Origin of the sequence: Streptomyces sp. NBC_00388, from assembly GCF_036061255.1 — a bacterium.
Classification (GTDB): domain Bacteria; phylum Actinomycetota; class Actinomycetes; order Streptomycetales; family Streptomycetaceae; genus Streptomyces.
On sequence record NZ_CP107948.1, the window covers coordinates 2,617,309 to 2,630,976 of the forward strand.

Below are 13,668 nucleotides of genomic sequence, written 5' to 3' on the forward strand. Positions count from 1 at the left end.
GCTGGGGACCTCCCTGGCTGTCCGTAATCCCTGTCCGTAATCGCGGAGCCAGGTCATTGCGGAGTACGAGCGAGCACCGTCGCTCTCCGCCACCGTAGGATCGGTCCGGGCTCGGATCGTCTCGCCCGTGAGACCGGTTCAGGAGGAGGCAACGGTGGGATTCGGCAGGGACAGGACGGTCGAGGAGCCTCGGGTGGAGCCGGTTCCCTGGGCGGATGTCAACGAGTTCGTTCTCGGGTCGGTCGAACGGCCCAAGTCAGCGAAACGTACACGTTCCGGGTTCGGCCCTCGCGCCATACGCGTACCGCGGGGCGACAAGGACTTGCCGGTCCTCGCTCCTTGCGCCTACGTGGCGACGGCGGAGAAGCACTCGCTCCCTTCCGACCCCGGACTGACTCTCTACGAGGACATCGAGCAGCAACAGCTGCTCTGTTACCTCGACGCCCCGCAGGAAGTGAAGGGCGAAAGACATCACGTGGTGCGTGACGCAGGGGACCTTGTCATCGGAACCCTGCGACGAGTGCCTCCCAAGCGCCCGTTCAAGCACACCTGGCGGATCGATCAGCCAGGCCGTCCGGAGATCGTCGGACGCAACAAGATGGCGAGTGGCAGCGCCAAGGAAGTAGCAGGGCGGGCAGCGGGCAGGTTTGTCACCGGCGTCTTCGACGACTTGCTCAACCCGGGCCAGGGCGATCAGCCGGGGAGCAGATACCGGCCACTTGAGTGGCGTTCGGGAGACGAGGTCGTCATCACGTCCCTGGGTAGCACGAAGATCAATATCTGCGCGGCCTGGATCGACCGCCGACTGGCTTTCGCGTTCGCCCTCATCGGCGACAAGTAGCACGCCCAGTGGCCTCGACTCCGTCAGCCGACGGAGCCCGGGCCCTGCCCCATTTCCCGCCGTCGTGCCGCCGCCCCGTGCCCGGTGAACTGAAATCCCGAGGAAATCCACCCACATGAGGATCGCCAATCCCGATGACTTGGAACAGCTCGCCAAGCTCCTGGACGGGAAAGGCGGCGTACAGGAAAAACTGGATGAGGCTTTCACCAGAGCCTCTCGACTCGGCGTCTCCAGTCATCTGACGTCACTCAAACCGCTGCGCTCCTGGACTCAGGACACCGGACCGGATCTCCGCAAGCGCGCTTCGATCGCCAGACTGGAGAGCGGTGACCCGGAAGCCGGAGTGCGGTGGGCCGGATTCTCGTCGAAGGACCTTGAGAAGTACCTCAAAGAGCATGAAGGCAAAGGGCTGCCACCGGACGAGATCCTGCTGGCCAACTCCGTCGCGGTCAGCACGAGCCCCGAGGCGTCCGTCTTCAAGAGGGAGTCCAACGAGTCACTGAGCCACTGGATCGGCCGGATCAAGGCCCACGCACTGGAATGGATCCCCGGTCTCAAACCGCATGGGGCGACCATTGTCAGCATCCTGGACCTGTACGGCGACTGGAAGTCGGTCGGAGACACCACGGCCACCGTGACCATGCAGGGAACGGCACTCACCAAGGTGCTGGTGGGTAACTCGCTCAAAGAGGGCGTCCTTGCGCCGTGGAAGAACCGCATCGGCACAGCACTCGCGGACTCCGGCAATGGCCCGCTGAAGTGGGTAGGGAACAAGATCGTCGCCTACTCCCCGACAATCCGCTCGCTCGGCGCGCCAGGAAGCTGGTTCCCCGGAAAGCTCAGCCAGTGGGCACAGAGGATTCCAGGTACACGAGGAACCATCTCGGACTGGACAGGCGACGGCTACGACGCTGTGCGCCGCTTCTCCCTGATGAAGTCCCCTCTCTGGAGGGGTGTTTCCATAAATCGAGCCATCGACTTCGTGGTGGGTTCGGACTCCCTGGCTGCTCGGTACGGAGGCACCACCCACGCAGGCCAGGCGGTGTCACGAGCCGGCAATGCCAACCTCTTGAGGGTCACAGGCAACATCTTCTCGAAGGCCCGCAGCCTGAATTTCAGCCGTACCACATCGCTGGCGAAGGGGCTGGCGGGCGCTGGGAAAGTCGCCGGAGCCCTGCGGGGCGCCGGCATCGTCGGCAGCGTGGCCGCCACCGGCTTCAGCACCGCGAATGTCGTCGTCCAAGGCAACCCTCTCGCAGCCTTCAAGAGGGAGGGTGCCGGTTACGTCGCTGACGTCGCCGAAGCGGGCTTCAACGCGTCGATGACCGCTGCCATGATCGCCCCCAACCCCCTCACCATCGGCCTCGCCGTCGGCTTCGGGGTCGTCTACGGTGGCGCGAAGATCGTCCAACACTGGGGCGACATCAAGAAAGGCACTGGGAAGGCCGCCGACTGGGTGAGCGACAAGGCGTCCGACGTCGGCGACGGCATCGCTGACGGCGCCAAGAGTCTTGCCAAGCACGCGAACCCCGCGAACTGGTTCTGACACAGCCCGGCTCGCGCGCACCCGCCCGGTCCTTGACGGGCGGAACGGGTGCGCACCGTCCGGGCTCAGCCGTCCGTACGTGCCCTGCGGCGCCGCACCACGAAGGCCGCGCCTCCCGCCGCCACCAGTACCGCCGCGATGCCGGCCGGCAGGGCGGCCGACGACGGGGCGCTCGCCGCGACATCGCTGGACGCGAGGTCGGAGCGGGTGGCGGACCGGTCGGTCGTCGCTGCCGCCGCGCCGTGCGGGCGCGACGGCTGCGCGGGGATGTGTCGCACCGACTGCACCGATCCGTCCGCGTTGAGCAGCACCTGCTTGTCGTTCGGGTGCCTGAAGTCGAAGGCCGAGGTCAGCGACCCGGCGCGGGCGTCGAAGGACGCGTCACCGATACGACCCGTGTGCCAGTTGTCCTCGATGAACCGGGTGACCGACGCCTGCTCGGTGCGGGTGTGGTCGACCGAATTGACCTTGCTGTACGGGGAGATGACCAGCAGCGGCTGCCGGGTACCCGGGCCGCAGCGGTCGGCGTAGCCGCCGGCCGACTTGGGTCCTGCCTGGCAGGCGGGGCTGTCGGTGGCCTTGCCGTTGGAGCCCTTTGCGGTGTCCTTCGAGCCGTTCTGCGGCGTGGCGTACGCGTGGTCGTACCAGCCGTCCGAGTCGTCGTACGCGACGACGACGGCGGTGTCCTTCCACTCCGGGGACTTCTGGAGCTTGTTGATCTGCCCGACGAGGAAGTGCTGTTCGTCGGTCGGGTCGGAGTATCCGGCGTGGCCGTCCTGGAATTCGGACGCCTTCAGGAAGCTCACCGCGGGCAGCCGGTCCGACTTCAGGGCCGCGTCGAAGTCCGTCAGGTCGTAGTTGTGGTTGGCCCGCCCGCTGTGGCCGATCTCGCTGACACTCTTCGGGGCCAGGTGGTGCGGGTTGGACGTCGACTTGTAGTACTGGAAGGGCTCGTGGTGCGCGCTGTAGTCGACGGACGCGGCGCCGCCGGTGTTGGCGTGGGTGGTTCCGGCGCACTTCGCGTAGTCGCCCTGCTTGCCGCTCCACGCGGTGCTGGGCCGGAAGCCGCCCTGGAACCAGCCCCAGCTGACGTTCTGCTTGTTCAGCAGGTCACCGATGTTGCTGCCGTGCATGACGGCGAGCGCGTTCTTGCTGGTGTGGTCGCCGTTCGCGCAGTCGTCGTACGCCGGGTCCGGGTCGTTGGTGACCGTGCCGACGCCCCTGGCATCCGGTGAGACGACCGTGTACGCGTCGGGCTTCGCCGTCTGCTTCGGGTGCTCGGTGCCCGATGCCGGGTCGACGGAGGTCACGCCGTGCGTCTGGCCGGAGATCAGGTTGAGCGCGCCGGGCGTCGAAGGGCCGTAGTTGGAGCTGTACGCGTTGTCGCCGAGGGAGTAGTGCTGGGCGTAGTTCCACAGGCCGGTGACCGTGTTGCCGTCGTAGTAGTCCATGACCAGGCCGGGTTCGCCGAAGAGACTGCCCGAGCACTTGCCGGAGTCGGTGTTCTGGACGTACTGGTCGGCCCTGCCGCCGTCGGCGGCGTACTGCTCGGGCCCGTAGTTGTGGTTCTGGTCGCAGGTCAGCGCCTGCGACGAGGAGAGCCGCCGGGGCGTGTACTGGTTCGGGTTCTTCTTCAGCAGCCCCGCGTTGCTCAGGGTGTTGATGTTCTTCGGGGTGGTCCGGGCCGCCGTGAACTTCGTGCCGTCGGTGTTGGCCGCCTTCGGGTACGTACCGAAGTAGTGGTCGAAGGAGACGTTCTCCTGGAAGATCACCACCAGGTGCTTGACCGGTGTGGCGGTCGCGTGGCTGCCGCCCCGGTGGTCCCGGCCGGATCCGTGCGCGTCCGCGAAAGCGGGGGCCGGGCCCCCGAGTACGGTCAGCGCCGCAGCTCCGGCGAAGGCGCCCCACCGTATCGCCCGCCGTCCGGGCCCCGCCGTTCTCCCTGTGCTGACCATGCTCTCCGTGCCTCCGCTGCCGGCTGTCCGCCTGGTTGTCGTGTCCCTTACGCGGAGGATGCTGCGCGACCGCCACGACCCGGCGGCTGCGCCGCTGTGTCGCCGGGGTGAACAGCCGGTCAGGAAGTCCGGGGGAAGACTTGACCCTTCCTTGGGGCGGGGAGGTTCGCCGGGAAGCGGCGCGGACGTCAGGCGAGGAGCGCCCTGCCGAACCAGTCCGTACGGTCCCGTACGCCGGGCAGGGCGAAGAAGTACCCCCCGCCGAACGGCTTGATGTAGTCCACGAGCGGCTCACCGGCCAGCCGCTTCTGCACGGTCTCGAACTGCCTCGCCAGATCCTGCTGATAGCAGCAGAAGAGCAGCCCCATATCGAGGTTTCCGTTGGTGTCCATGCCCCGGTCGTAGTTGTACGCCCGGCGCAGCAGCCGCTGCCCCTCGGTCTTCGGCGTCCGCGGGTTGGCCATCCGGATGTGGCTGTCCAGCGGGATCACATCGCCCTTCGGGTCCTGCGCGTACCGCGGGGAGTCGGACTCGTGGTTCCCGTCGAGCGGCGCCCCGGTGTCCCGGGCGCGGCCGAACATCCGCTCCTGCTCGGTCAGCGAGACCCGGTCCCAGAACTCCACCAGCATCCGGATCAGCCGCACGACCTGGTAGGTGCCGCCCGCCGTCCAGTGGGGCTCGGCCCCGGAGCCCACCCAGATCAGCCGGTCCATCGCCGCGGTGTCATGTGTCCCGGGGTTGGCCGTACCGTCCTTGAACCCCAGGTGGTTACGGGGTGTTCCGCTGGGCCGGGACGGGCTGGTGTAGCCGTCCATCCGCCAGCGCACCTGCATCGCACCCCGGGTGTGCCGTGCGATGTCGCGCAGGGCGTGCAGCACCACGTCGGGGCTGTCTCCGCTGAGCTGCACGCTGAGGTCGCCGTGGCACTCGGCCTGGTCGAGGTCGTCGTCGGGGAAGGACGGCATGGTGGTGAGCCGCAGCGGCCTGCGGTCGTGGAGCCCGAAGCGGCCGTCGAAGAGGGAGGCGCCGACACCGGCCGTGACGCTCAGCCCGCCTGCCGGGACCTGCGGCCCGAGTACCCCGGAGTCACTGGGCGGGGCGGTGATGCCGAGCGGGGGCGGGGTGCCCCCCGTGGTCAGGAAGCGGGCCCGCGCGGTGAGGGTGCGCAGCAGTTCGGTGAGCTCCCTGCGGCCGTCGGCGGTGACGTCGAAGGACGCGAACACCGTGGCGGGCCGGGGCGGTTCGAGGATCCCCGCCTGGTGTGCGCCGTGGAACTCCCCGGCGGACGCGGCCGCCTGGGCAGCCGTGGTACCTGTGGCTGCTGCGGGGCGGTCCGCGCCGACGAGCGCGGCCCCCGCCGCCACTGACCCCATCCCCAGCGCCGCGCTCCGCAGGAATCCGCGCCTGCGTACCTCGTTCGCGCCGTTCCCGCTCATACCGTGTCTCCCGCCGTTCCCGTGCCGTGCCGCGAGGTCTCGTCCCGCAGGCTGCCGTGGGGGTACTGCCGCCCCGCATGGTGTCGTCCCCCGTGTCGTGCCGCAAGCCACCTGTCCTGCGGTGGTCCCTGCCGGTTCACGCCGTACGGCGCAGGTCGCACAGGGCCGCGACCGGGGAGAGCAGCTCGGTGGCCTGGCCGACGTCGGCGTCGAGCCGTTCCCTGTCGGCGGTCCGCAACCGGTTCACGGGGGTCCACCGTCCCCCGTGGCCGAACCGGTCCAGGGTGTGCTGCGTGCGGTCGAGCCAGGAGTCGAGCCGGGGCAGCCCGGGGTCACGCGGGGTGAGCAACGGCCTGAGAACCGCGAGGAGTTCGCGGGTGCCGTCGAGATTGGCGCGGGCGGTGGCGAGACTGGTGCCGCTCCCGCGGTCGGTGCGTCCGGTCAGCTCGGACTGGACGGTGTTCTCCAGCACTTCGTGGGCGCGCAGCCCCAGGTCCGCCGGGTCCATCCGCTGCTGCGGCCAGCCGTCGCGGAGGGCGCGGACCGCGGTGTACAGCCGGTCGGCCGGGCCGCGCAGCGAGGCGGCGGACTCGCCGTGCCAGAGCCCGTACTCGACGCGGTGGAACCCCTGGAAGTCCGGGTCGTGAGGGCCGCGCGGCAGCCCGGCGCCGGTGCCGTTGATGGCGGAGTCGGCGTCGCCGAAGGTGCCGTAGGCCGCGCCCATCCGCTCGTACACCAGATGTGCGGGCAGCCACGCCGCGCGTGCCGCCGCCAGGTCGCCGCTGTCGACGGCCTTCCTGAGTACGCCGGTCAGCCTGACGAGTTCACCGGCCCTGGCGCCGATCCACTTCTGGTAGGCGAGGGCCGGGAGGACCAGATCGTGCCCGCTCACGGGGGTCGCGTGTGGTCCGCTTCCCCGCGCGGGGCCCGCGATGCGCACGGTCGGACCGCGCACCGCGTCCGTGTCGTCGGGCAGGCAGGTGAAGGCGTACGAGCCGCTGCCGAGCGCCACCCGCATCTCGCGGGTCGCACCGGGCGCGAGGCCCTCGGTCTCCGCGTAGACGGCGCCGGTGCGCGGGTCGGTGAGGTCCACCTCGGCGGGGCCGTTGGAGGTGTTGGTCAGGTCGAAGACCTGGGTCCCCGGGTGCGGCCGGGTCCAGCCGCGTCCGCAGGAGCCGGGGGATATCTCGACCGCGGTGTGGCGCGGCCCGTCGGACGCGTCCCCCACGTGGTGGCCCGCCGTACCGCCGGGGCCTCCGGGGATCAGGGTGGCGCCGAGGGCGACCGCGACGGCCGTGGCGAGGACGGCCATCACCACCCAGCTGCGGCGGCCGGCGGCGGGCGCCTCACCTGAGCCGGTGGCGCGGCTGGACACAGGGGGCTCCGTTCGTACGGCAGGCGGGTCGGATGCCGTTCATGCTAGGCATCCGACCGCGCCCGGACTGCCGTACGGAAGCCGCCCTCGCGGGAGTTCGGCGAGAGTTCACCGCCGCGCCATCCGCCCGCCGTCGCCACGCGTGCGGATCCGGAGGTGGATCAGTGGTTGCGCGGGAAGCCCAGGTCGACGCCGGCCGGGGCGTCCGCCGGGTCGGGCCAGCGGGTGGTGACGACCTTGCCCCGGGTGTAGAAGTGCACCCCGTCGTTGCCGTAGATGTGGTGGTCGCCGAAGAGCGAGTCCTTCCAGCCGCCGAAGGAGTGGTAGCCGACCGGGACCGGGATCGGGACGTTGACGCCGACCATGCCGGCCTCGACCTCCAGCTGGAAGCGGCGGGCCGCGCCGCCGTCCCGGGTGAAGATCGCGGTGCCGTTGCCGAACGGCGAGGCGTTCATCAACGCCACGCCCTCCTCGTACGTCTCGACCCGCAGTACGCACAGGACCGGGCCGAAGATCTCGTCCTTGTAGGCGTCCGAATCGGTCGAGACCCTGTCCAGCAGCGAGAGGCCGATCCAGTGGCCGTCCTCGTGGCCCTCGACGGTGAACCCGGTGCCGTCCAGGACGACCTCGGCGCCCTGGGCGGCGGCGCCCGTGACATACGAGGCGACCTTGTCGCGGTGCGCGCGGGTGATCAGCGGGCCCATCTCGGAAGACGGGTCGTTGCCGGGGCCGATCGTGATCTTCTCGGCGCGCTCCCGGATCTTCGCGACCAGCTCGTCGGCGACGGAGGCCACCGCGACGACGGCGGAGATCGCCATGCAGCGTTCACCTGCGGAGCCGTACGCGGCGGAGACGGCCGCGTCGGCGGCGGCGTCCAGGTCGGCGTCGGGCAGGACCAGCATGTGGTTCTTGGCTCCGCCGAGCGCCTGGACGCGCTTGCCGTACGCGGTGGCGGTGGCGTGGATGTGACGGGCGATCGGGGTGGAGCCGACGAAGGAGACGGCGGCGACGTCCGGGTGGCTCAGCAGGCCCTCCACGGCGACCTTGTCACCGTGCAGCACGTTCAGTACGCCGTCCGGCAGACCGGCCTCGGTGGCCAGCTCGGCCAGCAGGTTCGCTGCCGACGGGTCCTTCTCGCTGGGCTTCAGGACGAAGGTGTTGCCGCAGGCGATGGCCAGCGGGAACATCCACATCGGCACCATGGCCGGGAAGTTGAAGGGCGTGATGCCCGCGACGACACCGATCGACTGGCGGATCGACGAGACATCGACCCGGCTGGAGACCTGGGTGGAGAGCTCGCCCTTGAGCTGGGTGGTGATCCCGCAGGCCAGCTCCACGATCTCCAGACCGCGGGCGACCTCGCCGAGCGCGTCGGAGTGCACCTTGCCGTGCTCGGCGGTGATCAGCGCGGCGATCTCGTCGCGGTGGGCGTCGAGGAGCGCCCGGTAGCGGAAGAGGACCGTGGTGCGGGCGGAGAGCGAGGAGGTTCCCCACGTCGCGTAGGCGGCCTTCGCCGAAGCGACCGCGGTGTCCACGTCGGCGGCTGAGGCCAGCGCGACCTGCGTGGTGACGGCGCCGGTCGCCGGGTCGGTGACCGGGCCCCAGTTGCCCGACGTGCCGTCGACGGACTTGCCACCGATCCAGTGGGTGACGGTCTTCATGGTGAACGCTCCTAAAGCCTTAGAGATGACGGCGTCGGGCTGCGACCTGCCGGTCGTACTCCTCCCGGGCCCCGACCGCCGAGGGGCGGGTGGCGGTCTCGGCCACAGGAACATCCCACCACGCCTGTGCCGGAGGCGGCCCCGACACTGTGTCTGCCGTTTCGGTCTCCACGTAGACACATGTGGGACGGTCCGCAGCACGTGCAGTGGCCAGAGCTTCGCGCAGGTCACGGAGGGTCTTGGGGCGCAGGACGGTCAGTCCGAGGCTGGCCGCGTTGGCCGCCAGATCGACCGGCAGCGGGTCTCCGGTGTACGTGCCGTCCGGGGCCCGGAAGCGGTACTCCGTGCCGAAGCGTTCGGCGCCCACCGACTCGGAGAGCCCGCCGATCGAGGCGTATCCGTGGTTCTGCAGGACGACGACCTTGATGGGGAGCCGCTCCTGGACGGCGGTGACGATCTCGGTGGGATTCATCAGATACGTACCGTCGCCCACCAGCGCCCAGACGGGCCGGCCGGGAGCGGCCAGCTGGACGCCGATCGCGGCGGGGATCTCGTATCCCATGCAGGAGTAGCCGTACTCGACGTGGTACTGGTCGCAGGAGCGGGTCCGCCACAGCCGGTGCAGGTCGCCGGGGAGGGAGCCCGCCGCGTTGATGACGATGTCGTCGCCGGTGACCAGCGCGTCGAGCGCCCCGAGCACCTGGGCCTGGGTGGGCGCCGCGTCCTCGTCGCCCGTGTAGGCCGCGGTGACCCGCACCTCCCACTCCGCCTTCGCCGCGCGGTACGCGCCCTCGTACGCGGTGCTCACCCGGTGGCCTGAGAGCGCGCCGGTCAGCCGCTCCAGCGTGGCGCGGGCGTCCGCGACGAGCGGGAGCGCGGAGAGCTTGTACGCGTCGGAACCGGTGATGTTGATGTTGACGAAGCGGACGCCGGGGTACTGGAAGAGCGTCCCGGACGCGGTGGTGAAGTCCGTGTAGCGGGTTCCGATCCCGATGACCAGATCGGCGGCGCGAGCCAGCCCGTCGGCGGTGGCGGTGCCGGTGTGGCCGATCCCGCCCACATCCGCCGGGTGGTCGTACGGGAGCACGCCCTTGCCCGCCTGGGTGGACGCCACCGGGATCCCGGTCGTGTCGGCGAGGGCGCGCAGCGCCTCCTGGGCGCCGCTGTGGCGGACGCCGCCGCCCGCGACGATCAGCGGCCGGGCGGCGGCCCGGACCGCGGCGACCGCGTCGGCGAACTCGGTGGCGTCCGGCCGCCGCACGGGCACCCGCCAGACCCGCTCGGCGAAGAACTCCTCCGGCCAGTCGTACGCCTGCGCCTGCACGTCCTGCGGCAGCGCCAGTGTCACAGCGCCGGTCAGTTCCGGATCGGCGAGGACACGCATCGCCGCGAGCGCGGCCGGGATCAGTGCCTCGGGGCGGGTGATCCGGTCGAAGTACTTCGAGACCGGCCGCAGGCAGTCGTTGACCGACACGTCGCCCGCGTAAGGGACTTCGAGCTGCTGGAGCACGGGGTCGGCGGGGCGGGCGGCGAAGACATCGCCGGGGAGCAACAGCACCGGCAGGTGGTTGACGGACGCGAGGGCGGCGCCGGTGACCAGGTTGGTGGCGCCGGGGCCGATGGAGGTGGTGACGGCGTGGGTGGACAGCCGGCCGGACTGCCGGGCGTACCCGACGGCCGCGTGCACCATCGCCTGCTCGTTGCGGCCCTGGTGGTAGGGCATCGCGTCCTGGCCCGACTCGGTGAGCGCCTGGCCGATCCCGGCCACGTTGCCGTGGCCGAAGATGCCCCAGGTGGCGGCGATCAGCCGCTGTCTGCGGCCGTCGCGCTCGGTGTACTGGCGCGCCAGGAAGGCCACCAGCGCCTGGGCGGTGGTGAGACGGCGGGTCTCCGCGGTCTGCTCGCCGGTCCTGCGGGGGGTCATCGGCGTTCCTCCTGCGCTCCGTTGCCGTACAGCGGAAGCCTCGGGTCGACGGGCTGCGCGTCCCAGGTCTGCCGGATCCATCCGTGGTCGGGGTGGTCCCGGATCAGCCACTCGCGCTCCGCTCCGGGCCCCGCCATCACGTTGAGGTAGTACATGTGGTGCCCGGGGGTGGCCATCGAAGGCCCGTGCCAGCCGTCCGGAATCAGGACCGTGTCGCCGCTGCGGACCTCGGCCAGCAGATCGGTGCCGCCGGGCCGGGACGGGGAGACCCGGTGGTAGCCGGGGCCGCCGTCCGCGATCTCGAAGTAGTAGATCTCCTCCAGGACCGACTCCTCGCCCGGGTGGTACGCGTCGTGCTTGTGCGGCGGGAACGACGACCAGTTGCCGCCGGGGGTGAGCACCTCGACCGCGATGAGCCGGTCGCACGCGAAGGTGTCGGCAGCGGCGAAGTTGTTGACCTGGCGCGAGCAGCTGCCACTGCCGCGCAGCTCGACGGGGACCTCCGGCGCGGGGCCGTAACGGGCGGGGAGACGTCGCTCGCACTTCGCTCCTGCCAGGGCGAAGCGGCCTCCCGCACCGGAGGAGATCTGCGCACGGGCGTCGCGCGGCAGGTAGGCGAAGTCGGTGACCCCGGCGAACACCCCTGCCCTGCCCAGCAGTTCGATGACCTCTCCGTCGACATGGACGGTACAGCCCCCGGTGAGCGGCAGCACGATCCATTCGCTGTCCCGCGTGGAAAATGGCTGTGAACCCCCGGGGGCCAGGTCCAGGATCCGCAGCGCCGAGCGGTCCCAGCCGGCCTGCCCGGGGCCGATGTCCAGGGCGTACGGGCCGCGGGCGGCGCTGCCGGCCCGTACCACCCGGTCGTCGTGCGGACGGCTGTCGGTCATGCGTTCCTCCCGGGCGGCCTGAGCAGTCCCACCGCGATGTCCACGGCGCCCGACACGTCCCCGTCCGCCGGGTAGAGCAGCGAGCGCCCGGCCACCAGCCCCTGCACGGTGGGCAGTCGCAGCGCCGTGCGCCATTTCTCGTACGTCGTGTCCTGGTCGCCGCCCGGTTCGCCGCCGAGCAGCACGGCGGGCAGGGTGGTCGTCCCCATGACCCGTGCCATGTCGTCGGGGTCGGCGGTGACCGGGACCTTGAGCCAGGTGTAGGCGGAGGTGCCGGCCAGTCCGGAGGCGATGGCGAGGGAGCGGGTGACCGCGTCGGCACTGAGGTCGTTGCGGAGCTGTCCGTCCACCCGGTGGCAGATGAACGGCTCGACGAAGACCGGGAGTGCGTGGGCGGCCATCGCGTCGATGGCGCGCGCGGTGGCGTGCAGGGTGGCCAGGGAGCCGGGGTCGTCGTAGTCGATGCGCAGGAGCAGCTTGCCCGCGTCGAAGCCGAGGCGGGCCAGGTCCTCGGCCCGGTGCCCGGTGAAGCGGTCGTCCAGTTCGAAGGAGGACCCGGCGAGGCCGCCGCGGTTCATCGAGCCCATCACGACCCGGTCCTCCAGCGCGCCCAGGAGCAGCAGGTCCTCCAGGATGTCGGCGGTGGCGAGCACTCCGTCGACACCGGGCCGGGAGAGGGCGAGGCAGAGCCGCTCCAGCAGGTCGTGCCGGTTGGCCATGGCGAGGTCCCGCCCGCCGACGGCGAGTGAGCCGCGGGCCGGATGGTCGGCGGCCACGATCATCAGCCGCCCGCCGTGCCGGAGCAGCGGCCGGCGGGCGCGGCGGGCCGCGGCCTCGGCGATGGCCTCGGGATGGTGGGTCCTGGTGGCGACCAGATCGCTGAGGGAGACCGCCGCACGGCCGCTCACGGGCGCACTCCCTGGAGGGCCTCGTCCACCTCGGACGCGAAGGGCATGGCCGACGAGCAGGCCAGCCGGGAGGCGACGATGGCGCCCGCCGCGTTGGCGTACCGCATGGTCCGCTCCAGCTCCCACCCGGCGAGCAGCCCGTGGCAGAGCGCGCCGCCGAACGCGTCGCCCGCGCCGAGGCCGTTGACGACCTCCACCGGCACCGGGGGCACCTCGGCGGTACGGCCGTCGCGGTGGACGGCGAGGACGCCGCCCGGGCCCTGTTTCACCACGGCGAGCTCCGGCCCGTGGGCGAGCAGCGCCTCGGCCGCCGCCCGGGGTTCCCGCTCACCTGTGGCGATCTCGACCTCGTCGATGTTGCCGACGGCCACGGTGGCGTGGCGCAGCGCCCTGGCGTACTGCGGCTTCGGGTCGTCGGTCCAGAACATCGGGCGCCAGTCCAGGTCGAAGACGGTGGCGCGGGGCTCCGCGGGGGTGGACTGCGGGTGCGCGGGGCCGGCGCTCCTGGCCGCCAGCGCGGTCAGTGTCGCCGTACGGCTCGGCTCCGCGCAGAGCCCGGTCCCCGTCATCCAGAACACCCGTGCGTCCCGGATCGCCCCGAGGTCCAGCTCCTCCCCGTACATCTCCAGATCGGGTGCCTTCGGCTGCCGGTAGAAGTACAGCGGGAAGTCGTCCGGCGGGAACATCTCGCAGAAGGTCACCGGCGTGGGCAGGCCGGGCACGGGGGTCACCCAGCGGTCGTCGACGCCGAAGGCCCGCAGTTCCTGGTGCAGGTACTCACCGAACGGGTCGGCGCCCGTCCGGGTCACGACCGCCGTACGCCGCCCCAGCCGCGCCGCGGCGACCGCGACGTTCGTCGCCGAGCCTCCGAGGAACTTGCCGAACGTGTCGACCTGCGCCAGCCCCACGCCCGCCTGCAGCGGGTAGAGGTCCACTCCGATCCGGCCCATCGTGATCAGGTCGTACACCGTGCACGTCCTCTCGTCCTTCGGGCGGCCCCGCCCCACGGCCGGGTGAGGGAGGGCCGGGTAACGGGCCCTCAGGTCTAACTCCCCCCTCGGAGCCCTGTCAACGCATTGTCCTGACATTCGGACCAACGCTTGACAGCTTTCCCGGCCTGGCGGAAGCCTTG

10 protein-coding genes are annotated in these 13,668 nt (G+C 71.0%); 2 read left to right on the forward strand and 8 right to left on the reverse strand.

Annotated elements, in window-relative coordinates:
• The first annotated feature begins 322 nt into the window (after positions 1 to 322).
• Positions 323 to 841: a hypothetical protein gene (locus OG917_RS11860; RefSeq protein WP_328317536.1), complete on the forward strand. Its 519-nt coding sequence runs from the start codon at positions 323 to 325 to the stop codon at positions 839 to 841.
• Between the two features lie 115 nt (positions 842 to 956).
• A complete protein-coding gene (locus tag OG917_RS11865) occupies positions 957 to 2,387 on the forward strand; it encodes a PE-PGRS family protein (protein WP_328317537.1) in 1,431 nt (476 codons plus the stop codon).
• A gap of 65 nt (positions 2,388 to 2,452) precedes the next feature.
• Here OG917_RS11865 and OG917_RS11870 read toward each other — a convergent pair whose 3' ends face one another.
• The 8 genes from OG917_RS11870 to iolC all read right to left on the reverse strand — a co-directional run bounded on the left by OG917_RS11870 (position 2,453) and on the right by iolC (position 13,504).
• On the reverse strand, positions 2,453 to 4,342 hold the full coding sequence (locus OG917_RS11870) for a phospholipase C (RefSeq protein ID WP_328317538.1): 1,890 nt from the start codon (positions 4,340 to 4,342) through the stop codon (positions 2,453 to 2,455).
• Between the two features lie 188 nt (positions 4,343 to 4,530).
• A complete protein-coding gene (efeB, locus tag OG917_RS11875) occupies positions 4,531 to 5,778 on the reverse strand; it encodes an iron uptake transporter deferrochelatase/peroxidase subunit (protein WP_328317539.1) in 1,248 nt (415 codons plus the stop codon).
• 136 nt (positions 5,779 to 5,914) lie between these two features.
• Entirely contained in the window at positions 5,915 to 7,153 is a 1,239-nt protein-coding gene (locus OG917_RS11880) for an EfeM/EfeO family lipoprotein (protein ID WP_328317540.1), read from the reverse strand.
• A 161-nt stretch (positions 7,154 to 7,314) separates the two neighbouring features.
• A complete protein-coding gene (locus OG917_RS11885; protein ID WP_328317541.1) occupies positions 7,315 to 8,814 on the reverse strand; it encodes a CoA-acylating methylmalonate-semialdehyde dehydrogenase in 1,500 nt (499 codons plus the stop codon).
• A 19-nt stretch (positions 8,815 to 8,833) separates the two neighbouring features.
• Positions 8,834 to 10,738 carry a 3D-(3,5/4)-trihydroxycyclohexane-1,2-dione acylhydrolase (decyclizing) gene (gene iolD / locus OG917_RS11890; protein WP_328317542.1) on the reverse strand — a complete coding sequence of 635 codons (1,905 nt, stop codon included), beginning with the start codon at positions 10,736 to 10,738 and terminating at the stop codon, positions 8,834 to 8,836.
• Positions 10,735 to 11,628, reverse strand: coding sequence for a 5-deoxy-glucuronate isomerase (gene iolB, locus OG917_RS11895; RefSeq protein WP_328317543.1), 894 nt, complete (start codon positions 11,626 to 11,628; stop codon positions 10,735 to 10,737). The genes iolD and iolB overlap by 4 nt, the downstream gene beginning before the upstream one ends.
• On the reverse strand, positions 11,625 to 12,536 hold the full coding sequence (locus OG917_RS11900; protein ID WP_328317544.1) for a Cgl0159 family (beta/alpha)8-fold protein: 912 nt from the start codon (positions 12,534 to 12,536) through the stop codon (positions 11,625 to 11,627). Before OG917_RS11900 ends, iolB begins: the two co-directional genes overlap by 4 nt.
• Positions 12,533 to 13,504 (reverse strand): 5-dehydro-2-deoxygluconokinase, encoded by a 972-nt coding sequence (gene iolC / locus OG917_RS11905; protein WP_328317545.1) that lies wholly within the window; start codon positions 13,502 to 13,504, stop codon positions 12,533 to 12,535. Before iolC ends, OG917_RS11900 begins: the two co-directional genes overlap by 4 nt.
• Between the last annotated feature and the right edge of the window lie 164 nt (positions 13,505 to 13,668).